Raw genomic sequence first — 21,321 nt, 5'->3', positions numbered from 1 at the left:
GCTACCCCTCAGCCTAGGGTGAAAGGCGTGTCAGACGTCTACGCCGAACCGGCGACCGGAGCCGACCCGACCGACCCGGCCACCCTGGCGCGTTACACCACGCTCCGGCTCGGCGGTGCCGCCGGCCGGCTGGAGACCGCCACCAGCGCCGACGAAATCGTACAAAAGGTGCAAGAGGCGGAGTCGCGGGACGAGCCGGTCCTCGTCCTCGCCGGCGGCAGCAACGTGGTGATCGGCGACCAGGGGTTTCCGGGCACGGTCGTGCTGATCCGGTCCCGGGGGTTCCGGGTGGTCGCCGAGGACGCCGACACGGTCACCGTCCGGGTCGAGGCCGGCGAGCCCTGGGACGACCTGGTCGCCGCCACCGTGGAGCGCGGCTGGTCCGGGCTGGAGTGCCTCTCCGGCATCCCCGGCTCGGCCGGCGCCACCCCGATCCAGAACGTCGGCGCGTACGGCCAGGAGGTCGCGGAGACGATCATCGGCGTCGAGGCGTACGACCGCACCCACGGCAAGGTGCTGCGGATCGACGCGGTGGACTGCGGGTTCGCGTACCGGGGCAGCATCTTCAAGTACAGCGACCGCTGGGTGGTGCTCACGGTCGACTTCCGGCTCATCCGCTCCCCGGTCTCCGGCCCGGTCCGTTACGCCGAGCTGGCCCGCGCGCTCGGCGCCGAGGTGGGCGACCGGGTGCCGCTGGCCGACGCCCGGGCCACCGTGCTGCGGCTGCGCGCCGGCAAGGGCATGGTGCTCGACGCGGACGACCCGGACACCTGGTCCGTGGGCTCGTTCTTCACCAACCCGGTGCTGGAGCTGGAGGCGTACGAGCTGCTCCGGGAGCGCGCCGCCGACCTCGGCGAGCCGCCGTCCTGGCCGGGTGCCGGCGACGTGGTCAAGGTGAGCGCCGCCTGGCTGATCGACAAGGCCGGCTTCGGCAAGGGGTACGCGGGCCCGGACGGGGTGGCCATCTCCAGCAAGCACACCCTCGCCCTCACCAACCGCAGCGGCACCGCGCCCACGGCCGCCCTGGTCGCCCTGGCGCGGGAGATCCGCGACGGCGTCCACGACCGCTTCGGCGTCACCCTCCACCCCGAACCCGTCCTCATCAACTGCACCATCTGACCCCCGCGAGTCAGCCAAGTTGATCAACTTGTCGGGGTGGGGGCGATGGTGGGCCAGGGGAGGGTCAGTTCGCCGTGGCGCCAGCGGCGGGGGCGGTCCAGGACGGGCCAGCCGCCCTGCTTGACCGCGGCCACCATGCGGATCCAGCGGTCGCGGGGGCCGAAGGGGGCGTAGCCGGCGGCGGCCTGCCACGCGTCCTCCAAGGCGCTGATCAGGTCATGGATCGGCTCGCCGGGAACGTTGCGGTGGATCAGCGCCTTGGGCAGCCGCTCGGCGAGCTGTGCCGGGCTCTCCAGGGTGGTCACCTTTGCCGCCAGGGTCAGCGTGCGCGGGCCGGTGGCGTCCAGCAGCACCCAGCTGCCGAGCCGGCCCAGCTCGTCGCAGGTCCCCTCGACCAGCAGCCCGCCCGGGGCCAGCCGCCCGGTGACCGCACGCCAGGCGTCGGCCACCTCGCTCTCGTCGTACTGGCGCAGCACGTTGAACGCCCGGACCAGCGCGGGCCGGAGGCCGGCCAGCTCGAAGCCGCCGCGGGCGAAGGCCAGCCCGGGCGGGTCCGCGGCGGGCTGGGCGGCGGCCACGCGTACCGGATCGATCTCCAGCCCGACCACCCGGACGTCGGCGCGGACCCCGGCCGCGAGCCGCGCCCGCAGCTCGACGGCGGTGATCGGGGTGGCGCCGTAGCCCAGGTCGACCACCAGCGGGTCGGCGGCGGCGCGCAGCGCGTCGCCGCAGGCCTCGACGATCCAGTTGTCCACCCGCCGGAGCCGGTTGGGATTCGTCGTCCCCCGGGTGACGACGCCCAGCGGTTTCATCAGCTCACCCGGTGCACCTTGTGCTGGGCGGCCTGGGCCAGCGGGCGGACCACCAGCTGGTCGATGTTCACGTGCTGCGGCCGGGTGGCGCACCAGGCGACGCAGTCGGCGATGTCCTCGGCGACCAGTGGCTCGGCCACCCCGGCGTAGACGGCGGCGGCCTTGTCGGCATCGCCACCGAACCGGACCAGGCCGAACTCCTCGGTCTTGACCATGCCGGGGTCGATCTCGATCACCCGGACCGGACGGCCGCACAGCTCCAGGCGGAGCGTGCCGGCGACCGCGGTCTGCGCGTGCTTGGCCGCGCTGTAGCCCCCGCCGCCCTCGTAGACGACGTGGCCGGCGGTGGAACTGATGATCACGATGGTGCCGGCGCCGGACGCCTCCAGCGCGGGCAGCAGCGCCTGGGTGACCCGGACCGTGCCGAGCACGTTCACCTCGTACATCCACTGCCAGTCGCCCACCGAGCCGGACTCCACCGGCTCCAGGCCGCGGGCCCCGCCGGCGTTGTTGACCAGCAGCGTGACCGGGCCGGGCGCGGCGGCGGCCGCGGCGGCCAGGCCGGCGACCGACTCGTCGGAGGTGACGTCGCACTCCACCGCGGTGGCCGCGCCGCCGGCCGCCTCGATCCCGGCGACCAGGTCGGTCAGCCGGTCGCTACGCCGCGCGGCGGCGAGCACGTGGAAACCCTCGGCGGCCAGCCGGCGGGCGGTGGCCGCGCCGATCCCGCTGGACGCCCCGGTGACGATCGCGACAGAGGTCATCCGGTCATTCTCTCCCGGACCTCGCACGAGTGCGTTGATGAGGTCCGTCACGCCGGGGACCGGCCGCGACGAATTTCCGAAGCCCGATGGGGAAGATGACATCCGGCGCGGAGGTTGACCGAGAAGCGCCGGTCGTGCGGGACGGCATCAACCGTGACAGAGGGAGCGGACGTGGCGGAGTTGCACACCGGTGTCGGTCGTCAGCGAGGTGCCCTGCCGTGGCCGCGGCCCCGGCGGATCGCGACCCTCTCCGTCCACACCTCGCCGCTGCACCAGCCCGGCACGGGCGACGCCGGTGGCATGAACGTCTACATCCTGGAGGTCGCCCGCCGGCTCGCCGGGGCCGACGTCGAGGTGGAGATCTTCACCCGCGCCACCTCCGGCGACCTGCCGCCGGTGGTCGAGATGGCCCCGGGCGTGCACGTCCGGCACATCACCTCCGGCCCGCTCGAAGGGCTGACCAAGGAAGAACTGCCCGGGCAGCTCTGCGCCTTCACCGCCGGCGTGCTGCGCGCCGAGGCGGCCCGCCCGCCGGGCCACTACGACCTGATCCACTCGCACTACTGGCTCTCCGGCCAGGTCGGCTGGCTGGCCAAGGAGCGCTGGGGGGTGCCGCTGGTGCACACCGCGCACACCCTGGCGAAGGTCAAGAACGCCCAGCTCGCGACCGGCGACCGGCCCGAGCCGAAGGCCCGCGTCATCGGCGAGGAGCAGGTGGTCGCCGAGGCCGACAGGCTGGTCGCGAACACGCAGGTCGAGGCCCGCGACCTGATCGACCGGTACGACGCCGACCCGGCCCGGGTGGCCGTGGTGGAGCCCGGCGTGGACCTGGACCGGTTCCGCCCGGCCATGGGCGACCGGGACGCCGCCACGCTCGCCGCCCGCCGCCGCCTCGGGCTGCCGAGCACCGGGTACGTGGTGGCCTTCGTCGGTCGGATCCAGCCGCTCAAGGCCCCCGACGTGCTGATCCGGGCGGCCGCCGCGCTGCGCGAGCGGGATCCCGCGCTCGCCGCCGAGCTGACCGTGGTGATCTGCGGCGGCCCCAGCGGCAGCGGCCTGGACCGGCCGACCGCCCTGATCGAGCTGGCCAACTCCCTCGGCGTCGCCGACCGGGTGCGCTTCCTGCCGCCGCAGACCGGCGACGACCTGCCCGCCCTCTACCGCGCCGCCGACCTGGTCGCGGTGCCCTCGTACAACGAGTCGTTCGGGCTGGTCGCGCTGGAGGCCCAGGCCTGCGGCACGCCGGTGCTGGCGGCGGCCGTGGGTGGGCTGGTGACCGCCGTCCGGGACGGGGTCAGCGGGGTGCTCATCGACGGCCACGATCCGGTCGACTGGGCCCGTACGCTGGCCCGCCTGCTGCCGGACCGGCTGCGCCGGACGGCGCTGGGCCGGGGCGCGGAGCGGCACGCCCGCGACTTCTCCTGGCAGCGCACGGTCTCCGGCCTGCTCACCGTCTACGGCGAGGCGATCGCCGAGCAGCGGGCCCGGCTGGCCGGCCGGCTCGCCGGTGATCCGGCCCTGTCCTGCTCCTGGTGACCGGGGCTGCTCGCCGCGCGGCGTCGGTCGGGAACCGACCGTAGAGTGGGTCCGATGAGCCGCAGGAGTGAGGTCGCCGCGCTGATCGAGTCCGTCTGCGCCGAGCGCGAGCTGGAGTGGGAGTCCACCGGCGAGGCGTCGTACGTGGTCACCCTGCCGGGCACCCACAAGCTCAAGACGATCTGCAACCTGATCGTCGGCGAGCACGCGCTGCGGATCGAGGCGTTCGTGATGCGCCAGCCCGACGAGCGCCGCGAGGAGCTGTGGGCCTGGCTGCTCCAGCGCAACGCCCGCATGTACGGGGTGTCCTTCTCCATCGACGCGGTCGGCGACGTCTACCTGACCGGCCGGGTCAACCTGGCCGGCCTGGACGAGGACGAGCTGGACCGGTTGTTCGGCGCCGTGCTCACCTACGCCGACGAGTCCTTCGACAGCATGCTGGAGATCGGTTTCGGCACCGCCATCCGGCGGGAGTGGGAGTGGCGGGTCAAGCGGGGCGAGTCGACCGCCAACCTGGCCGCCTTCGCGCACCTCTTCGAGCCCTCGGCGGGCGCGACCTCCGGGGTCGGAGGTTCGGAGCCGTCCTGACGGGTATGCCGCACCGCGCGGTGCGGCACTTGGGACCCACCGCGGGCCGAGGACGGACTGTCGAGGAGCGTGTCCCATGGCTCAGCGCATCAGCTCAGGTCGCGGCACGACTGCGACCAGGACCAAGCGGCAAGCCGGCAACCAGACTCCGAACACGCCGGGAATCTCCGAGTCCGCGATCTCGCGGATGAAGGTCGACGACATCCGGGGCCAGTTGCGCCGGCGTGGCGTCTCCGGGATCTCCGCGCTTCGCAAGCCGGAGTTGGTGAAGACGCTCGCCCGGACCCTGCGGTCGGAGGGCCGGGCCGGGGGCGGCGCGGCGCGGAAGAGCACCGGCCCCGCCGGCCGGGCGGCGGCGACGAAGAAGACCACCGCCGCCAAGAAGACCACCGCCGCGCGGAAGACGGCCGCCGCGAAGAAGGCGCCGGCGTCGCGGGCCAAGGCGGCGCCGGCCGCGAAGGCCACCGGCGCCCGGGCCAAGGCGACGGGGGCCCGCAAGGCCGCGCCCGCCCGCAAGGCCGCGCCCGCCCGCAAGGCCGCGCCCGCCCGGGCCGCCCCATCCCGGGGTACGGCGGCGAAGGCGATCGGGGTCCGCAGCGGCCGGTCGGCGTCCCGTTCGGTGAGTTCGTCCCAGCAGATCACCTCCCTGAGCGACCGTCCGGAGCGTCCGGGTCGGAGCCTGGTGACGGCGAATCACGAGGTGATCCAGCGGTGGGCGCGGGCCCGCAACGCGAAGCCGGCCACCATCGCCGGCACCGAGCGGGAAGGCCGCCCCGGGGTGCTCACGTTCAACATCCCCGGGTACCGGGAGAGCAGCCGGATCCGCGAGGTCAGCTGGGACGACTGGTTCCGGACCTTCGACCAGCGCGGGCTGAACCTGATCTACCAGGAGCAGATGCGGGACGGTCGGCAGAGCAACTTCTTCCGTACCGAGAACCCGAATCGAGAGGACGCGTGAGGTTTACGGGAATGGCTGACGGGGATCCGCTGTTGGCCATCCCAGAGCCCGGAGCAGGAAGAGCCGGATTTCCGACACGGGTGCTGTGACGGGCGAGACAGCGATCTGAGTTGAATCCAGAGATCCGGGCGAACTAACTTTATTGCACCGCGCCGCGCTTGTAATCGTTCGGGGGAGCGGCGGATCGAACAGATCCGCGCAGGCGAGGCGCGAGGGATCGGGTGGAGCACACCGTTGGGGGACGGTGCCACCCGTGGAACCGGCGGCGCGTGCGGGCGACGCTTACGGGGGTGAGTGTCGCCCGCCGCCGCCGGGTGTACGGTGCGAGCGCCCATCCTGACGGGGGTCAGGGTGGGCGCTCGACGCCGTTCAGCGCTCCGTCGTTCAGCGCTCCCCGGCCAGCGCCTTCTCGCGGCCCGCCAGCGCGGACCGGAGTGCGGCGACCCGACGTTCCCGGGACGGCCCGGCCAGCAGGTGTCCCGCCGCCGCGACCAGGCCCAGCCCGCCCACCACCAGCCAGTGCCGCTCGCCCAGGTGCTCCAGGCTGAGGCCGCCGAGCGCCGGCGCGACGAAGGACGCCGCCGGGAAGGTCAGATAGAAGACCGACTGGTAGCGGGCCCGCAGCTCCGGCGGGGCGAGGTCCGCGTTGATCTGCGCGTTCGGCGGCGCGGCGAGCATCTGCCCGACCGTCCACACCACCGCCGCGCCCAGGTAGAGCGGCAGCCCGTCGGCGACGGCCAGGGCGCCGAAGCCGAGCGCCATCAGCCCGGTCGAGACCGACAGCACGGTCGCCTTCCGGTACGGCGCGATCAGCCGGGGCACGAAGAGCTGCCCGACCACGATCAGCGCGCCGCCCAGCGCCACCACCACGCCGTACGCGGAGGGGCGCAGGCCGTCGTCGCGCATCGCCAGCGGCATGATCGTCGAGGTCTGCATGGTGAGCACGGCCAGCAGGAAGGTCAGCCCCACGAAGACGAGGAAGACGCGGTCGGTGAGCGCGGTGTGCAGCCCCGGCCGGCGATCCGCCGTGACGGGGACCCGGATGCGCCGGTCGAGCGTCTCGGGGACCTTCAGCGCGATCACCATCGCCGCCGCCAGGGTCGTGCCGGCGTCCACCAGGAAGAGCGCGAGGAAGCTCGCCTCGGCGAGCACGCCCGCCAGCAGCGACGCCACCGCCATGCCCAGGTTGAACGCCCAGAACTGGAGGTTGAACGCGCGGGCGCGGCGGTCCTCCGGCACCACGTCCACGATGGCCGCGACGAAGGCGGGGCTGGGCATCGAGTGCACCACCCCGACCAGCGCGGCGAGCGCGGCGATCACCAGCAGCTGCCGGCTGAACGCCAGCGCCGCCATCAGCCCGGCCGCGCCGAGGTGCGCGGCGAGCAGGGTGGCCCGTCGGCCCCACCGGTCCGCGAGCACCCCGCCGAGCAGCGTGCCCACCGCCCCGCCCGCCCCGTACGCCCCGACCACCACGCCGGCGAGGGCCGGCGACGCCCCGCGCGCGGCGGTCAGGTAGAGCGAGAGGAACAGCATCGCGAAGGCGCCGGCCCGGTTGACCAGCAGGCCGGACCAGAGGTACCAGAAGGTGGCGGGTAGTCCGCCGGCCGAGTCGTCCCACCAGCGCCGCAGGCCGCGCACCCGTCCTCCAGAAGGTTTGTTAACTGCTTCGCCGTCGACCGTAGGCAGCCGGACCGACCCGCGCCAGCGTGGCGCTGGTCACCCACCTCCGCGCCGTCCTCGCTGCCGAAGGTGACCTGTCTGAGCTCCTACAAACTTGATGACGTGAACGGATCGTGCGGCCGCGGCCTGATCCGTCTGCGTCATCAGGTTTGTAGCGAGCAGAACAACCACCCGCGGGTGGTGCGGGCCCGGCCGGTCGACCGACGCGCGGGCGCCGTTGGTGGGCGGGGTGCGACGGCGTGGCCGAGGTCGGAGGCGACGGCCGGGGCGTACCTCAGGAGGTGACGCGGACCGGCTCGGCGGGTGCCGTCGCCGCGGCCTCGGCCACCTCGGGGGCCGGGGTGCGGACCATCGTGACCGGCCGGACGGGCGTGGCCGGCGTCCGCAGCTGCGCCGCCCGGCGCTCCCGGGCCGGGCCGGAGACCAGGTGGGCCACCGCGACCACGCCGCCGACCAGGGCGCAGCCGAACCAGAGCGTGGTGTTGCCGGCGTGCTCCCGGACCAGGCCGCCGATGATCGGTGCGGTCGCCCCGGCGAGCTGCCAGGAGAGCGAGAAGACGCCCTGGTAGCGACCGCGCAGTGCGGCGGGGGAGAGCTCGGCGATGAGGGTGGAGTTGGAGGGCGAGTTGAGCATCTCGCCGACCGTCCAGACGAGCACGGTGAGGCCGTAGAACCAGGCCGTCCCGGCGAACGCGGTGAGCCCGAAGCCGACGCCCGTCACCACCGCCGCGAGGGCCAGGACGTGCGACCGGCTCCGGCCTTTGATCAGCCGGGGTACGAAGAGCTGACCGACCACGATCAGCACCCCGTTGAGCGCGATCACCGAGCCGTACGTGGCGGGGCTCAGGCCGGAGTCGCCCATGGCGATCGGCAGCATCGAGATGTGCTGGAGGAAGACCAGCGCGGCGAACAGGTTGAGCGTCACGAAGCCCAGGAAGACCCGGTCGGTGAGGATGGTCCGCAGCGCGCCGGCGGGGGCGGCGTGCTTGACGGTCGGGCCGGCGACGGCCGACCGGGTCTCCTTCACCCGGCTGAAGATGATCAGCGCGGTGACCACCGTGGTGGCCGCGTCGACGACGAAGAGCAGCAGGTAGCCGGACTGGGCGGCGAGTCCGGCGAGGACCGCGGCGCAGGCGAAGCCGAGGTTGATCGCCCAGTAGTTCAGCGAGAAGGCGCGCAGCCGGTCCTTCTCCGGCACCACGTCGATCATCATGGCGCCGAACGCCGGGCGGGCCGCCTCGGCGAAGGTGCCCAGCAGCAGCGCGCCGAGGGCCACCGCCCAGAGCGGCCGGGCGAGGCCGAGCCCGAGCATCATGGTCGCCGCGCCGAGGTGCGCGGTGAGCAGGGTGGGCCGGCGTCCCCACCGGTCGGTCAGGGTGCCGCCGACCGTGGTGCCGACCGCGCCGCCGACGCCCCAGAGCCCGATCACCAGGCCGGCCTGCGAGGCCGAGAAGCCGCGCTCCCGGGTCAGGTAGATGGCGAGGAAGACCAGCACGAACGAGCCGAGCCGGTTGATCAGGGTGCCGGTCCAGAGGTACCAGAACGCCCGCGGCAGGCCGCCCGTCGTGTCCCGGAACCAGCTCCGTACCGTCCGCATCCCGACGCCCCCGTTTCGGTAATGACCGATGTTTCTTCAGCGCCTTACAACCTAGTGCCGGCTCCGAGCGCCGGTCATCAGCTTTTCCACGTGGTGGTCGTCACGACCGGTCCCCGCGTGTCCGTTCGCGCGGTACGGCAGGATGATCCGCATGACTGCGAGCGAGGGGCCCACCGTCGGGACGCTGGTCCTGCTGCGGCACGGCGAGAGCGACTGGAACGCCAAGAACCTCTTCACCGGCTGGGTCGACGTCGACCTGACCGCCAAGGGCGAGAGCGAGGCGCGGCGCGGCGGTGAGCTGCTCCGCGAGCACAACCTGCTGCCGGACGTGGTGCACACCAGCGTACTGCGCCGCGCGATCCGCACCGCCGAGCTGGCGCTGAACGCCGCCGACCGGCACTGGATCGCGGTGCGCCGGTCGTGGCGGCTCAACGAGCGGCACTACGGCGCCCTCCAGGGCAAGAACAAGAAGCAGACCCTGGACGAGTACGGCGAGGAGCAGTTCATGCTCTGGCGCCGGTCCTACGACACGCCGCCGCCGCCGATCGACGACAACGACGAGTGGTCGCAGGTCGGCGACCCCCGGTACGCGCTGCTCCCGACCGAGCTCATGCCGCGTACGGAGTGCCTGAAGGACGTCGTCGACCGGATGCTGCCGTACTGGTACGACTCGATCGTGCCGGACATCCTGGCCGGCCGGACGGTGCTGGTGGCCGCGCACGGCAACTCGCTGCGCGCCCTGGTCAAGCACCTCGACCAGATCTCCGACGAGGCGATCGCCAAGCTGAACATCCCCACCGGCATCCCGCTGCGGTACGACCTCGACCCGGACCTGCGCCCGCAGGTCCTCGGCGGGACGTACCTGGACCCGGAGGCCGCCAAGGAGGCCGCCGCCGCGGTCGCCAACCAGGGCCGCTGACCGGCACGACGAAGGCCCCCGGGGTGACCGGGGGCCTTCGTGCTGTCCGGGTCAGTTCGGCGAGGGCGTGGCCTCGCCGGTGATCAGGTAGACCACGTGCTCGCCGGCGTTCACCGCGTGGTCGGCGAACCGCTCGTAGTAGCGGCCGAGCAGGGTGGCGTCGATCGCGGTCTCCACCCCGTACGGCCAGTCGTCGCCGAGCAGCACGCCGAAGAGGCTCTTGTGCAGGTCGTCCATGGCGTCGTCGTCGCGGTCGAGCTCGGCCGCGAGGTCGGCGTCGGGCTTGGCCAGCACCCCGGCGATCTTCTCGGCCATCCGGTCGGCGATCCCGGCCATGTCGGTGAATACCGGCCGCAGCTCGGCCGGCACCGCGGGCGAGGGGTGCCGGCGCAGCGCGGTCTTCGCCACGTGGTCGGCCAGGTCGCCCATCCGCTCCAGGTCGGCCGCCACGTGCAGGGCAGTGATCATGGCACGCAGGTCGGAGGCGACCGGCGCCTGTCGGGCCAGCAGGTCGCAGACCCGCTCCTCCACGTGCCGGTAGAGGTCGTCGATTTCGGCGTCCCGCGCGATCACGGTCTCCGACGCCGCGCGGTCGGCGGTGAGCAGGCCCTTGGTGGCCTGCCGCATGGCGGCGCGGACCCCCTCCGCCATGTCCACCAGCAGCTGGCTGACAATCTGCAGGTCGGCCCGGAACTCGTCGCGCATCGTCACTTCCTGGGGTCGGTGGTCGCCGCCCGGCCGGGGAGGGCCGCGTACGGCGTGAGCAGGTGCGCGACCAACCGTAGGCCGGGGGAACCGGCGCGAAGGTGAACGCCGGTGAACGACGCGGGACCCGGGAGTGAACTTTCCCGGAAGTGAGAGTGATTCGTCCCCTTCTGCCCGATCGCCAGGTGAACAGTGACCCTACGATCGCCAGGTGGAATGGGCGGTGGCGGCCGTGGTGGCCGTGGCTCTGGTGACCGGGCTGGTCGCCGGGTTGCTGCTGTCCGAACCCGTCCGGGCCTGGCGGCGCCGGCCGGTGTCGGGGAGCGAGAGCTTCCGTCGGAGTGCAGGGAGGCCCGCGATTCCCGACGACGAGCAGGGCGGGCTCTCCGCGCTCGGCCGGAAGACGATCGACTCGCTCCGCGCCGGCGTGGTGGTGCTCGACCCGGACGACGTGCCGGTGCTGGTGAACCCGGCCGCGCGGGCGATGGGTCTGCTCCGCACCGGAACCACGCCGGGTTCGATCGCCGCGCACCCGCTGATCCGTACCCTCGCCGGGCAGGTCCGGCGCACGGGCGTGCGGCGCGAGATCGAGCTGGACCTGCCGCGCGGCCGCGACAGCGCGGGGGACAATCCGCTCGGCGTGCACCTGCGCGCCATGGGGCTCGGCGCCGGTTACGTCTCGATCGAGGCGGCCGACGTCACCGAGTCGCACCGGCTGGCCCGGGTCCGGCGGGACTTCGTGGCCAACGTCAGCCACGAGCTGAAGACCCCGATCGGGGCCCTCCAGCTCCTCGCCGAGGCGCTGGTGGACGCGACCGAGCCCGGCGACGGCGCGGCCGAACTCTCCGAGGACATGGTTGCCGCCCGGCGGTTCGCCGAACGGATCCAGCACGAGTCGACCCGGCTCGGCCGGCTGGTCCAGGAGTTGCTCGAACTCACCCGGCTCCAGGGTGCCGAGCCGCAGCCCGCGCCCGAGCCGGTCGCCGTGGACTGGGTGATCGCCGAGGTGCTGGACCGGACCCGGACCGGGGCCGCCGCCCGCCGGGTGGAGATCGCCGTCGACGGCCAGCGCGGCCTCACCGTGTACGGCAGCGACAGCCAGATCGCCACCGCGCTGGCCAACCTGGTGGAGAACGCGATCAACTACTCGGGCGAGGACACCACGGTCCGGGTGACCGCCCGGGCGACCGACGAGCACGTCGAGATCGCCGTGGCCGACCAGGGCATCGGCATCGCCCCGAACGAGGTCGAGCGGATCTTCGAGCGGTTCTACCGGGCCGACCGGGCCCGCTCCCGCGCCACCGGCGGCACCGGCCTGGGCCTGGCCATCGTCAAGCACATCGCCAGCAACCATGGCGGTCGGGTGGATGTGTCGAGCACTCTTGGTGGGGGGTCGACGTTCACTCTCCGGCTGCCCGCCCGCCCCCCGGACGACCTGGAGGCGACACTCAACTCCGCTGAGATCGAGGCCGGCCCGGCCGAGCTCCGGCAGGTCTGACCCACAGGAAAGGAAACACCCCGTTGAGCCGCGTACTGGTGGTCGAGGACGAGGAATCGTTCTCCGACGCCCTGTCCTACATGCTCCGCAAGGAGGGTTTCGAGGTCTCCGTCGCCGCGACGGGTCCCTCCGCCCTCACCGAGTTCGACCGGACCGGTGCCGACATCGTGCTGCTCGACCTGATGTTGCCGGAGATGTCGGGCACCGAGGTCTGCCGCCAGCTCCGGCAGCGGTCGCACGTCCCGATCATCATGGTCACCGCGCGGGACAGCGAGATCGACAAGGTGGTCGGCCTGGAGATCGGGGCCGACGACTACGTGACCAAGCCGTACTCGCCGCGTGAGCTGGTCGCCCGGATCCGGGCGGTGCTGCGCCGGCAGAGCACGGAGGCCGCCGAGTCGGGTGCGCCGACGCTGGCCGCCGGCCCGGTCCGGATGGACATCGAGCGGCACGTGGTGACCGTCGACGGGGCGCCCGTGCAGCTGCCGCTGAAGGAGTTCGAGCTGCTGGAGCTGTTGCTGCGCAACGCCGGCCGGGTGCTCACCCGGGGGCAGCTCATCGACCGGGTCTGGGGCGCCGACTACGTGGGCGACACCAAGACACTGGACGTCCACGTCAAGCGGCTGCGCTCGAAGGTCGAGCCGGAGCCGTCCGCGCCGCGCTACATCGTCACCGTCCGCGGCCTGGGCTACAAGTTCGAGCCGTGACGGCTTCTCCTCCTCCTCCCGCCCCTCACGGCAGCCTGATCGTCGGGGCGGTCTGACCGACCGGTGGTGATCCACTCGGGCTGCGGCAGGTCGCGGTGTCCGGGTTGCCGGTCACCGCTCTGTGCCGCCGGCCGAGTGAATCAAGCCGTTCTGGCCCAGGGCGGCGAGGGGTTATGTGGCCCGATGTCTGGTTCCACTGACCGCGTCGGCGCCTGCGCGGCCTCACCTCGGGTGGGCGTGATGTCCGGTTTCGGGTGTGACCGGCGGCATCCTCAGGTCGGAATGGTGGCCGGGCCGGGGTCGTTGAACACGGGTGCACGGCCGAGGAAGACCGCCCCGCCCGACGGGGTGACGGGCCCCCGGGAATGGTGGTGGGCCGCCGGTCGTTACACATGGTCCCGGCGCCGCGAAGAGGCCAAGCCCCGCGCGCTGGATGAACTCCTCGAAGACTTTCCCCCTTGTTTGAGCGCCTGACGGTGCTTGCGCACCCGCCGACCCCCCTATCGGCGTGTGGTGTGCCAAACCCCCGAATGGAGCTTTCCCATGAACACGATCATTCGTAAGAGCGTTCTTGGTGTTGCTGGTCTGGCCTTCACCGGTGGTGTGTTCGCCGGTCCGATCGCCGCCCACGCCGAGGCTCCCGTGACCCACACCAAGCCCGTCGCCGCCGTGCAGGCGGACAAGCCGGACACCGGCAAGCTGATTCCGCATGGTGTGCAGGGCGCCCAGTCGAAGATCACCCTGAACGGCGAGCAGGTCGGTAACGCCAAGGCGATCATCGCCGCGACGAAGAAGGCGGGTCTGCCGGAGCGGGCCGCGGTCATCTCGATCGCCACCAGCCTGCAGGAGTCGAAGCTGGAGAACCTGGGTCACCTCGGCGACGCCAACGACCACGACTCGCTGGGCCTGTTCCAGCAGCGCCCCTCCAGTGGTTGGGGTACGCCGGAGCAGATCACCGACCCCGAGTACGCCACCCTCGCGTTCGAGAAGGGTCTCAAGCAGGTCGACGGCTGGCAGGACATGCCGCTGACCCAGGCCGCGCAGACCGTGCAGGTGTCGGCCTACCCGGACGCCTACGCCCAGTGGGAGCAGCAGGCCGCCGACCTGGTCGCCCAGCACTGGAACAGCTGACCCACAGCCGAACAACACGCTGGCCGGCACCCCGACACGGGGTGCCGGCCAGCGGCATCTGACGCCGTCCCGGACCGGGACAGCGTCAGGCCACCCAGGCGTAGCGGCGCTCGGGGCGGCCGGCGGCGCCGTACTTGAGGGTCACCTCGGCCCGGCCGGTGCCGGCGTAGTGCTCCAGGTAGCGGCGGGCGCTGACCCGGGAGATGCCGACCCGGTCCGCGCACTCGCTGGCCGACAGCGTGCCGTCGTGCTCGCGCAGGGCGCGTTCGACCAGCTCGGCGGTTTCCGGGCTGAGCCCCCGGGGCAGGGCCGTGGCGGTGGTCACCGAGCCGCCGCGGGAGAGCACCCGGTCCACGTCCGCCTGGTCGGCGACGACCGCGGCGCGCAGCGCGGCCCGGCGGGCGGCGTACTGCTCCAGCCGGGTGCGCAGCTCGTCGAAGCCGAACGGCTTGAGCAGGTAGTTGACCGCGCCGTAGCGCACCGCCCGGCGGACCGCCTCGGCCTCCCGGGCGGCGCTGATCACCAGCACGTCGCAGTCGTGCCGGGCGGCCCGGATCCGGGTCACCACGTCCAGGCCGAACATGTCGGGCAGGTAGAGGTCGAGCAGGACCAGGTCGGGGCGAAGCTGGTCCACCGCGGCCACCGCCTGCTCGCCGGTGCTGGCGGTCCCGACCACCCGGAAGCCGTCGATCCGCTCGACGAAGCCCCGGTGGATCCGGGCCACCATGAAGTCGTCGTCGACGACCAGTACGTCGATCATCTCGCCTCCTGCCACACGCTCGACGGCACCGACATCCGGGCGGTGAACATCGCGCCCTCGTCGGTGTTCGTCACCGCGACCTCGCCGCCGCGACGGTGGCAGACCAGCCGGGTGAGCGCCAGTCCGATGCCCCGCTCGCCGCCCTGGGCCGCCTTGGTGGTGAAGCCGTGGGTGAACACCTCCTGGGCCAGCTCCGGCGCCACCCCGGGGCCGGAGTCGCGGACGATGATCTCCACCGAGGCGGCGTCCTGGCGCAGCTCGACCTCGACCCAGGCGGGACGGTCGGACGAGTCAGCGGCCGCCGCCTCGACCGCGTTGTCCACCAGGTTGCCGAGCACGGTGGCCACGTCGGCCGCCAGCTCCGCCGGCAGCCGGTCCAGCCCGGTCCGCTCGGAGAGGCGCAGCTCCACCCGGCGCTCGGCGGCGACCGCCGACTTCGCCATCACCAGGGCCGCCACCGCCGTGTCGTGGATCCGGCTGGTGACCGTGAGGTCCAGCGAGGCGCGGTGCCGGCTGAGCGCGTCGACGTACCGGACCACCTCGTCGTGCTCGCCGATCTGGATCAGCCCGGAGATGGTGTGCAACTGGTTGGCGAACTCGTGCGTCTGCGCCCGGAGCAGCTCCGTGGTGCTGCGGAACCCGCCGATCTCCTGCTCCAGCCGGGCCAGCTCGGTCCGGTCCCGCAGGGTGGTGACGGAGCCGAGCCGGCGACCGTCCTTGCGGACCGTCATCCGGTTCATCACCAGTACCCGGCCGCCCCGCACCACCACCTGGTCCCGTGCCTCCGGGCCGCTGTCCGCGCCGGCCAGCACGTCCCGCAGCCGGCCGCTGATGCGCAGCTCGGCGAGGCTGCGGCCGAGGCAGTGTTCGGGCAGGCCGAGCAGCCGCCGGCCGACCGCGTTGACCAGGGTGACCCGGTGCTGCGGGTCCAGCGCGATCACTCCCTCGGCGATGCCGTGCAGCAGCGCCTCCCGGTGCTCGGCCAGCCCGGCGATCTCCCGGGGCTCCAGGCCGAGCGTCTGCCGCTTGATCCGGCGGGCCAGCAGCCACGACCCGATCACCCCGAGCCCGCAGGCGATGCCCAGGTAGGTGAGCAGGTACGAGGACGCCCCGACCAGCCGCCGCGACCAGGTCGGCGACTCCTCGCCGACCACCACCACGCCCAGGTACCGGCCGAGGTTCCGGTCCGGGTCGTCGCCGAGCACCGGCACCTGGGCCACCAGCTCCCGCGACCCGTCGACCTCCAGCTCGCCGAACCAGCTCCGGCCCTCCGCCACCTGGGGGTCGCCGAGCCTCACCTGGCTGCCCACCAGCGTCGGATTGGTCGAGGCGACCACCCGCCCCCGGGCGTTCGCGACGGTCACCGAGGTGACGCCGTAGGTGAGGATGTTCTGCAACAGCGGGGCGATCGCCTCGCCGGGCGCGGGCTGGTCGAGCTGGTCGCGGAGCAGGGGGCTGCCGCCGAGCCGTTCGCCCAGCGTGGCGACCCGGCGGCCCTCGACCCGGTTGAAGGTCGCCGCCGACTGCGCCAACGAGACGGCGGCCACCGCCACCAGCACCACGACGATGATCGCGAGCTGGAGGATCAGCAGCTGCCCGGCGAGCGTACGGCGCCGGGACGTGACCGCGACCACAAAGACCTCAACTTCCGCTGGTGACACAACGCAGACAAGCTGCCCACGTGGAGGTCACCATCTTGCCGCTGGACTCATTCGAAACGGAAGAGAAACAAGATGGCAACTAGGAGAAACGTGCTGGTCATGGGGGTCGCCGCCGCCACGGCGCTGGCCCTGGCTGCCTGCGGCGCCACCGCCGACAAGAACGAGGGCGGCTCCAGCAACGACGGCAAGCCGGTCAGCGGACTGCGGATCATGGTGCCGAACACCCCCGGCGGCGGATACGACACCACCGCCCGGACCGCCGCGAAGGTGATGGAGGACGCCAAGATCGCCACCGGCGTGCAGGTGTTCAACCTGCCCGGCGCGGGCGGCACGGTCGGCCTCCAGCGGACCGTGAACGAGAAGGGCAACGGCAAGCTCGCCATGCAGATGGGCCTGGGGGTGGTCGGTGCCTCGTACACCTCCAAGTCGTCGGCGACGCTGACCCAGACCACCCCGCTGGCCAAGCTGATCGAGGAGGCCGGCGCCATCGTGGTGCCGAAGGACTCCCCGTACAAGACCATCAACGACCTGGTCGCGGCGTGGAAGGCCAACCCGAAGGGCATCGCGGTCGGCGGCGGCTCCTCGCCCGGCGGCCCGGACCACCTGCTGCCCATGCAGCTCGCCAAGACCGTCGGCATCGACCCCCGCCAGGTCAACTTCGTCTCATACGACGGCGGCGGCGAGCTGCTGCCCGCCGTGCTCGGCGGCAAGGTCGCCTTCGGCGCCAGCGGGTTCGGCGAGTTCCTTGACCAGGTCGAGGCGGGCCAGATCCGGGTCCTCGCGGTGACCAGCGAGGCGCCGATCGAGGCGCTCAAGGACGTGCCGACCCTGAAGTCCGCCGGCATCGACCTGGTCTTCACCAACTGGCGGGGCATCGTCGCGCCGCCCGGCATCAGCGACGCCGACAAGAAGGTCTGGATCGACGTGCTGACCAAGATGCACGAGTCGGAGGAGTGGAAGGCCGAGCTGAAGAAGCGTGGCTGGACCGACGCGTTCGTCACCGGCGACGAGTTCGGCACCTTCCTGACCGAGCAGGACAAGGCCGTGGCCGACGTGCTCAAGCAGCTCGGGTTGGCATGAGCGGCATGACGACGCGACCGGACCGGGGCGGCGACCTGCCGTCCCGGCCTCCGGCCGTACCGGACATCCCGGCGCAGCCGGGCCCGGAGGCCGCGCCGACGCCGCCGGGCGCGGCCGACGCGCCGGGGACGGGCGCGGAGCGTACGCCCGAGGAGCCGGCGGCGACGGCCGGAACCGACCCGGCGGCGGCCCCGGAGGCGGACGCCGCTCCGAGGCCGGACCGGGCGCAGTACGGCGTCTGTGCGTTCCTCGCCCTGGTCGGCGGGCTGGTCATCTTCGACGCGACGACCCGGATCGGGAAAGCGATCAACACCGCCGACCCGATCGGCCCCAAGCCGGTGCCGATCCTGCTCGGCGTGCTGCTGCTGGTCATCGCGGCGATCTACGCGGTGGACGTGGCCCGCGGCGGCGCCGGTGAGCCGGAGGCCGGCGAGGACGTCGACCTGACCATGCCCATCGACTGGCGCACGGTCCTGCTGCTGATCGGCGCGTTCCTGGTCAACGCCGTGCTCATCGAGCGGCTCGGCTGGGTGATCAGCGGGACGATCCTCTTCTGGGGCTCGGCGTACGCGCTGGGCAACCGGCACTACGTACGCAACCTGCTGATCGCCGTCGCCCTGTCGTTGATCACGTTCTACACGTTCGCCATCGGGCTCGGCGTCGACCTGCCCGCCGGCGTGCTGCAAGGGATCCTGTAGATGGACAACCTCGCCAACCTGCTCGACGGGTTCGCCCACGTGCTGACCCCGATGAACCTGCTGTTCGCGCTGCTCGGCGTGACCATCGGCACCGCCGTCGGGGTGCTGCCCGGCATCGGTCCGGCGATGACCGTGGCGCTGCTGCTGCCGGTCACCTACGGAATGGAGCCAGCCCAGGCCTTCATCATGTTCGCCGGCATCTTCTACGGCGGCATGTACGGCGGTTCGACCACCTCGATCCTGCTGAACACCCCCGGCGAGTCCTCGTCGGTGGTGACCGCGATCGAGGGCAACAAGATGGCGAAGGCGGGCCGGGCCGCCCAGGCGCTGGCCACGGCCGCGATCGGCTCGTTCGTCGCCGGCACCATCGCCACCGTGCTGCTGGTGGTGGTCACCCCGCCGGTGGTGCAGTTCGCGATCAGCCTCGGCGCACCGGACTACTTCGCGCTGATGCTGCTGGCGTTCGTCTCCGTCACCGCGGTGCTCGGCGCGTCCCGGGTACGCGGCTTCGCCTCGCTGCTGCTCGGCCTGGTGATCGGTGTGATCGGCATCGACCAGTCCGGCCAGCAGCGGCTCACCTTCGGGCTGCCGCAGCTCGCCGACGGCATCGACGTGGTCGTGGTGGCGGTCGGCATCTTCGCCGTGGGCGAGGCGCTCTGGATCGCCGCGCACCTGCGCCGTAAGGCCGGCGAGGTGATCCCGGTGGGCCAGCCGTGGATGGGGAAGCAGGACTGGAAGCGGTCCTGGAAGCCCTGGCTGCGCGGCACGGCGTTCGGTTTCCCGTTCGGTGCGGTGCCGGCGGGCGGGGCGGAGATCCCCACCTTCCTGTCGTACGTCACCGAGAAGAAGCTGTCGAAGCACCCGGAGGAGTTCGGCCGGGGGGCGATCGAGGGCGTCGCCGGGCCGGAGGCCGCGAACAACGCCTCCGCCGCCGGCACCCTGGTGCCGATGCTGGCGATCGGCCTGCCGACCAACGCCACCGCCGCGGTGATGCTGGCCGCCTTCGAGGGGTACGGCATCCAGCCCGGCCCGCTGCTCTTCACGCGGGAGTCCAGCCTGGTCTGGACGCTGATCGCCAGCCTCTTCATCGGCAACCTGCTGCTGCTGGTGCTCAACCTGCCGCTCGCCCCGGCCTGGGCGCGGCTGCTGCGGATCCCGCGCCCCTACCTCTACGCCGGGATCCTCTTCTTCGCCTCGATGGGCGCGTACGCGGTCAACGCCCAGCCGTTCGACCTGTTCCTGCTGCTCGCCCTGGGCCTGCTCGGCTTCGGCATGCGCCGCTTCGGGCTGCCGATCCTGCCGCTGATCGTCGGCATCATCCTCGGCCCGCGCGCCGAGCTGCAGGGCCGGCGGGCGTTGCAGCTCTCCGGCGGTGAGCTGCACGGGCTGATCGGCGGTTGGATGTCCTGGCTCATCTACGCCACGATCGCCGTGGTGCTCCTCTGGCCGTTGATCGGCCGGTACGTGGTCCGTCCGCTGCGCGGAAGGTTGGTGACGGCATGACCGTGCTGGTGGGATACGTGCCCTCGCCGCTCGGCGAGGCGGCCCTGCAGGCCGCGATCGAGCAGGCCCGGTTCCGCGACGAGCCGGTGCTGGTGGTGAACACGTCGCGTGGCGACGCGTACGTCGACCCGCGCTTCGCCCAGGAGCCGGACCTGGACCGGGTGGTCCGGGAACTGGTCGCGGCCGGGGTGCCGCACAACGTCCGCCAGCTCATGCGGGGGCGGGACGTCGCCGAGGAGATCGTCGAGATCGTCGAGGCCGAGGACGTGTCGCTGGTGGTGATCGGCATCCGGCACCGTACCCCGGTCGGCAAGCTGATCATGGGCTCGAACGCGCAGGAGATCCTGCTCCGGGTGCCCTGCCCCGTCCTCGCGGTGAAGGCCGACTGAGTGGCGCCCGGGGACTCCACCGGCCCCGGGCGCGTTCAGACCGGCCTGCTGCTCACGCACACCGTCGCGGTGCAGGCGGTGACCTTCATGCTCCGGCCGGCGTCCGCGTACCGGGCGCTGGAGCTCGATGTGCCGGGGGCCTGGCTGGGCGTGCTCGGGGCCAGCTTCGCCGTCGTACCCCTGGTGCTGGCCGTCCCTTCCGGGCACGCCGTGGACCGGCTCGGCGAGCGCCGCGTGGCGCTCCCCGGGTCGGTCCTGCTGGTCGCCGCCGGCCTCGGCTTCGCGCTGCTCGCCGGCTCGGTGGTCGGCCTGGTCCTGGCCAGCATGGCGCTCGGCACCGCACACCTCTGCGCGGTGGTCGCCCAGCAGGCGCTGGTCGCCAACCGCACCCCGGCCGACCGGTACGACGCGGCCTTCGGCTACTACACCTTCGCCGCCTCGCTGGGGCAGGCGCTCGGCCCCGGCCTGATCGTGCTCTTCGGCGGGGACCGCCCGATCCCGGACACCCGGGCCATCTTCCTCGGCGCCACGGTGGTGGCGTTCCCGCTGCTGGTCGTGACGCTGTTCCTGCGCCCGTCCGGACACCACCGGCGGGCCGCCGGCGGTGCCGCCGCCGGCGGGCTGCGCGACCTGCTCCGCCAGCCGGGCCTGGTCCGCGCCCTCACGGTGAGCTGCGTCGTCCTGGCGGCGGTCGACATCAGCCTGGTCTACCTGCCCGCGCTCGGCACGGAACGCGGCATCGCCGCCGGATCGATCGGCATCCTGCTCGGCGTCCGGGCGGTCGCCTCGATGGCGTCCCGGCTGCTGCTCGGCCGGCTGGTGGCGGCCCTCGGGCGGCGGGTCGTGCTGGTCGGCACGGTGGCGCTCTCCGCCGTCGGGCTGGCCCTGCTGCTGCCGCCACTGCCGTTCCCGGTCCTGGTCGGCGTGGTCACCGTGGCCGGGTTGGGGCTGGGCGCGGGCCAGCCGCTGACCATGTCGTTCCTGGCCGAGGTGGCGCCGCCCGGGCTGCGCGGCCGGGCGATGTCGCTGCGGCTCACCGGCAACCGGCTCGGTCAGGTGCTCATCCCGAGCGCGGCCGGCGCGCTCGCGGCCGGCACCGGCGCGGCCGGGGTCCTCGCCTGCACCGCGGCCGGTCTGGCCGGCGCGGCCGTCGCCGCCACCCGCCTGCACCGGTCGCCGCCCACGGATCCGAACCCCTGAGTGAGAGAAGGACGAC

The 21,321-nt window shown here is 72.8% G+C and carries 20 protein-coding genes; 13 read left to right on the top strand and 7 right to left on the bottom strand.

The annotated features are described in order from the left end of the window. Positions 1–27: 27 nt before the first annotated feature. The gene (locus ACZ6S5_RS04380) at positions 28–1,119 is read left to right on the top strand and encodes a UDP-N-acetylmuramate dehydrogenase (protein WP_465997619.1); all 1,092 of its coding nucleotides are present in this window, start codon (positions 28–30) and stop codon (positions 1,117–1,119) included. 23 nt (positions 1,120–1,142) lie between these two features. Here the strand turns inward: ACZ6S5_RS04380 and ACZ6S5_RS04375 are convergent, their stop codons facing one another. Then, the gene (locus ACZ6S5_RS04375; protein WP_465997617.1) at positions 1,143–1,931 is read right to left on the bottom strand and encodes a class I SAM-dependent methyltransferase; all 789 of its coding nucleotides are present in this window, start codon (positions 1,929–1,931) and stop codon (positions 1,143–1,145) included. After that, positions 1,931–2,695, bottom strand: a complete 765-nt coding sequence (locus ACZ6S5_RS04370) for an SDR family NAD(P)-dependent oxidoreductase (protein ID WP_465997615.1) — start codon at positions 2,693–2,695, stop codon at positions 1,931–1,933. Before ACZ6S5_RS04370 ends, ACZ6S5_RS04375 begins: the two co-directional genes overlap by 1 nt. Positions 2,696–2,866: 171 nt before the next feature. On the opposite strand from ACZ6S5_RS04370, the gene mshA reads away from it, so the two are divergent. The 3 genes from mshA to ACZ6S5_RS04355 all read left to right on the top strand — a co-directional run bounded on the left by mshA (position 2,867) and on the right by ACZ6S5_RS04355 (position 5,777). Continuing rightward, entirely contained in the window at positions 2,867–4,231 is a 1,365-nt protein-coding gene (gene mshA / locus ACZ6S5_RS04365) for a D-inositol-3-phosphate glycosyltransferase (protein ID WP_465997614.1), read from the top strand. A 54-nt stretch (positions 4,232–4,285) separates the two neighbouring features. Beyond that, positions 4,286–4,819 carry a type III secretion system chaperone family protein gene (locus ACZ6S5_RS04360; RefSeq protein WP_465997612.1) on the top strand — a complete coding sequence of 178 codons (534 nt, stop codon included), beginning with the start codon at positions 4,286–4,288 and terminating at the stop codon, positions 4,817–4,819. A 76-nt stretch (positions 4,820–4,895) separates the two neighbouring features. Continuing rightward, complete coding sequence (locus ACZ6S5_RS04355; protein WP_465997610.1) at positions 4,896–5,777, top strand: hypothetical protein; 882 nt, start codon at positions 4,896–4,898, stop codon at positions 5,775–5,777. Positions 5,778–6,161: 384 nt separating this feature from the next. Here the strand turns inward: ACZ6S5_RS04355 and ACZ6S5_RS04350 are convergent, their stop codons facing one another. Both ACZ6S5_RS04350 and ACZ6S5_RS04345 read right to left on the bottom strand, forming a co-directional pair. Beyond that, positions 6,162–7,415: an MFS transporter gene (locus ACZ6S5_RS04350; RefSeq protein ID WP_465997609.1), complete on the bottom strand. Its 1,254-nt coding sequence runs from the start codon at positions 7,413–7,415 to the stop codon at positions 6,162–6,164. A 316-nt stretch (positions 7,416–7,731) separates the two neighbouring features. Then, positions 7,732–9,054: an MDR family MFS transporter gene (locus tag ACZ6S5_RS04345; protein WP_465997608.1), complete on the bottom strand. Its 1,323-nt coding sequence runs from the start codon at positions 9,052–9,054 to the stop codon at positions 7,732–7,734. Positions 9,055–9,205: 151 nt separating this feature from the next. On the opposite strand from ACZ6S5_RS04345, the gene ACZ6S5_RS04340 reads away from it, so the two are divergent. Then, positions 9,206–9,973, top strand: a complete 768-nt coding sequence (locus ACZ6S5_RS04340) for a phosphoglyceromutase (protein ID WP_465997607.1) — start codon at positions 9,206–9,208, stop codon at positions 9,971–9,973. Between the two features lie 51 nt (positions 9,974–10,024). Here ACZ6S5_RS04340 and phoU read toward each other — a convergent pair whose 3' ends face one another. Next, positions 10,025–10,678 carry a phosphate signaling complex protein PhoU gene (gene phoU, locus ACZ6S5_RS04335; protein ID WP_465997606.1) on the bottom strand — a complete coding sequence of 218 codons (654 nt, stop codon included), beginning with the start codon at positions 10,676–10,678 and terminating at the stop codon, positions 10,025–10,027. Positions 10,679–10,901: 223 nt separating this feature from the next. On the opposite strand from phoU, the gene ACZ6S5_RS04330 reads away from it, so the two are divergent. The 3 genes from ACZ6S5_RS04330 (at position 10,902) to ACZ6S5_RS04320 (ending at position 14,014) form a co-directional block, all read left to right on the top strand. Then, on the top strand, positions 10,902–12,176 hold the full coding sequence (locus ACZ6S5_RS04330; RefSeq protein ID WP_465997844.1) for a sensor histidine kinase: 1,275 nt from the start codon (positions 10,902–10,904) through the stop codon (positions 12,174–12,176). Between the two features lie 23 nt (positions 12,177–12,199). Beyond that, entirely contained in the window at positions 12,200–12,883 is a 684-nt protein-coding gene (locus ACZ6S5_RS04325) for a response regulator (protein WP_465997605.1), read from the top strand. A gap of 543 nt (positions 12,884–13,426) precedes the next feature. Then, positions 13,427–14,014: a hypothetical protein gene (locus tag ACZ6S5_RS04320; protein ID WP_465997603.1), complete on the top strand. Its 588-nt coding sequence runs from the start codon at positions 13,427–13,429 to the stop codon at positions 14,012–14,014. Between the two features lie 85 nt (positions 14,015–14,099). Here ACZ6S5_RS04320 and ACZ6S5_RS04315 read toward each other — a convergent pair whose 3' ends face one another. Both ACZ6S5_RS04315 and ACZ6S5_RS04310 read right to left on the bottom strand, forming a co-directional pair. Continuing rightward, on the bottom strand, positions 14,100–14,774 hold the full coding sequence (locus ACZ6S5_RS04315; RefSeq protein ID WP_465997601.1) for a response regulator: 675 nt from the start codon (positions 14,772–14,774) through the stop codon (positions 14,100–14,102). After that, positions 14,771–16,408 (bottom strand): sensor histidine kinase, encoded by a 1,638-nt coding sequence (locus ACZ6S5_RS04310; protein ID WP_465997599.1) that lies wholly within the window; start codon positions 16,406–16,408, stop codon positions 14,771–14,773. Before ACZ6S5_RS04310 ends, ACZ6S5_RS04315 begins: the two co-directional genes overlap by 4 nt. A 99-nt stretch (positions 16,409–16,507) precedes the next feature. On the opposite strand from ACZ6S5_RS04310, the gene ACZ6S5_RS04305 reads away from it, so the two are divergent. The 5 genes from ACZ6S5_RS04305 to ACZ6S5_RS04285 are packed head-to-tail and all read left to right on the top strand — an operon-like array spanning position 16,508 to position 21,305. Further along, positions 16,508–17,515, top strand: coding sequence for a Bug family tripartite tricarboxylate transporter substrate binding protein (locus ACZ6S5_RS04305; protein ID WP_465997597.1), 1,008 nt, complete (start codon positions 16,508–16,510; stop codon positions 17,513–17,515). A 5-nt stretch (positions 17,516–17,520) separates the two neighbouring features. Beyond that, a complete protein-coding gene (locus ACZ6S5_RS04300) occupies positions 17,521–18,213 on the top strand; it encodes a tripartite tricarboxylate transporter TctB family protein (protein WP_465997595.1) in 693 nt (230 codons plus the stop codon). Continuing rightward, positions 18,214–19,716 (top strand): tripartite tricarboxylate transporter permease, encoded by a 1,503-nt coding sequence (locus ACZ6S5_RS04295; protein WP_465997593.1) that lies wholly within the window; start codon positions 18,214–18,216, stop codon positions 19,714–19,716. Further along, positions 19,713–20,105 (top strand): universal stress protein, encoded by a 393-nt coding sequence (locus ACZ6S5_RS04290; RefSeq protein WP_452310039.1) that lies wholly within the window; start codon positions 19,713–19,715, stop codon positions 20,103–20,105. The genes ACZ6S5_RS04295 and ACZ6S5_RS04290 overlap by 4 nt, the downstream gene beginning before the upstream one ends. Next, positions 20,106–21,305 (top strand): MFS transporter, encoded by a 1,200-nt coding sequence (locus tag ACZ6S5_RS04285; protein ID WP_465997591.1) that lies wholly within the window; start codon positions 20,106–20,108, stop codon positions 21,303–21,305. Positions 21,306–21,321: the final 16 nt, after the last annotated feature.

The organism is Micromonospora sp. NPDC051924 (assembly GCF_055586005.1).
Note: the sequence above shows the minus strand (reverse complement) of the source record. Positions and strands in the feature narration are given on the sequence as shown.

Excerpts from the sequence above, each read along its gene's own strand:
- ACZ6S5_RS04375 (WP_465997617.1), bottom strand. The coding sequence starts at position 1,931 with ATGAAACCGCTGGGCGTCGTCACCCGGGGGACGACGAATCCCAACCGG.
- ACZ6S5_RS04370 (WP_465997615.1), bottom strand. The coding sequence starts at position 2,695 with ATGACCTCTGTCGCGATCGTCACCGGGGCGTCCAGCGGGATCGGCGCG.
- ACZ6S5_RS04360 (WP_465997612.1), top strand. The coding sequence starts at position 4,286 with ATGAGCCGCAGGAGTGAGGTCGCCGCGCTGATCGAGTCCGTCTGCGCC.
- ACZ6S5_RS04355 (WP_465997610.1), top strand. The coding sequence starts at position 4,896 with ATGGCTCAGCGCATCAGCTCAGGTCGCGGCACGACTGCGACCAGGACC.
- ACZ6S5_RS04345 (WP_465997608.1), bottom strand. The coding sequence starts at position 9,054 with ATGCGGACGGTACGGAGCTGGTTCCGGGACACGACGGGCGGCCTGCCG.
- ACZ6S5_RS04340 (WP_465997607.1), top strand. The coding sequence starts at position 9,206 with ATGACTGCGAGCGAGGGGCCCACCGTCGGGACGCTGGTCCTGCTGCGG.
- phoU (WP_465997606.1), bottom strand. The coding sequence starts at position 10,678 with ATGCGCGACGAGTTCCGGGCCGACCTGCAGATTGTCAGCCAGCTGCTG.
- ACZ6S5_RS04320 (WP_465997603.1), top strand. The coding sequence starts at position 13,427 with ATGAACACGATCATTCGTAAGAGCGTTCTTGGTGTTGCTGGTCTGGCC.
- ACZ6S5_RS04315 (WP_465997601.1), bottom strand. The coding sequence starts at position 14,774 with ATGATCGACGTACTGGTCGTCGACGACGACTTCATGGTGGCCCGGATC.
- ACZ6S5_RS04305 (WP_465997597.1), top strand. The coding sequence starts at position 16,508 with ATGGCAACTAGGAGAAACGTGCTGGTCATGGGGGTCGCCGCCGCCACG.
- ACZ6S5_RS04300 (WP_465997595.1), top strand. The coding sequence starts at position 17,521 with ATGACGACGCGACCGGACCGGGGCGGCGACCTGCCGTCCCGGCCTCCG.
- ACZ6S5_RS04295 (WP_465997593.1), top strand. The coding sequence starts at position 18,214 with ATGGACAACCTCGCCAACCTGCTCGACGGGTTCGCCCACGTGCTGACC.
- ACZ6S5_RS04290 (WP_452310039.1), top strand. The coding sequence starts at position 19,713 with ATGACCGTGCTGGTGGGATACGTGCCCTCGCCGCTCGGCGAGGCGGCC.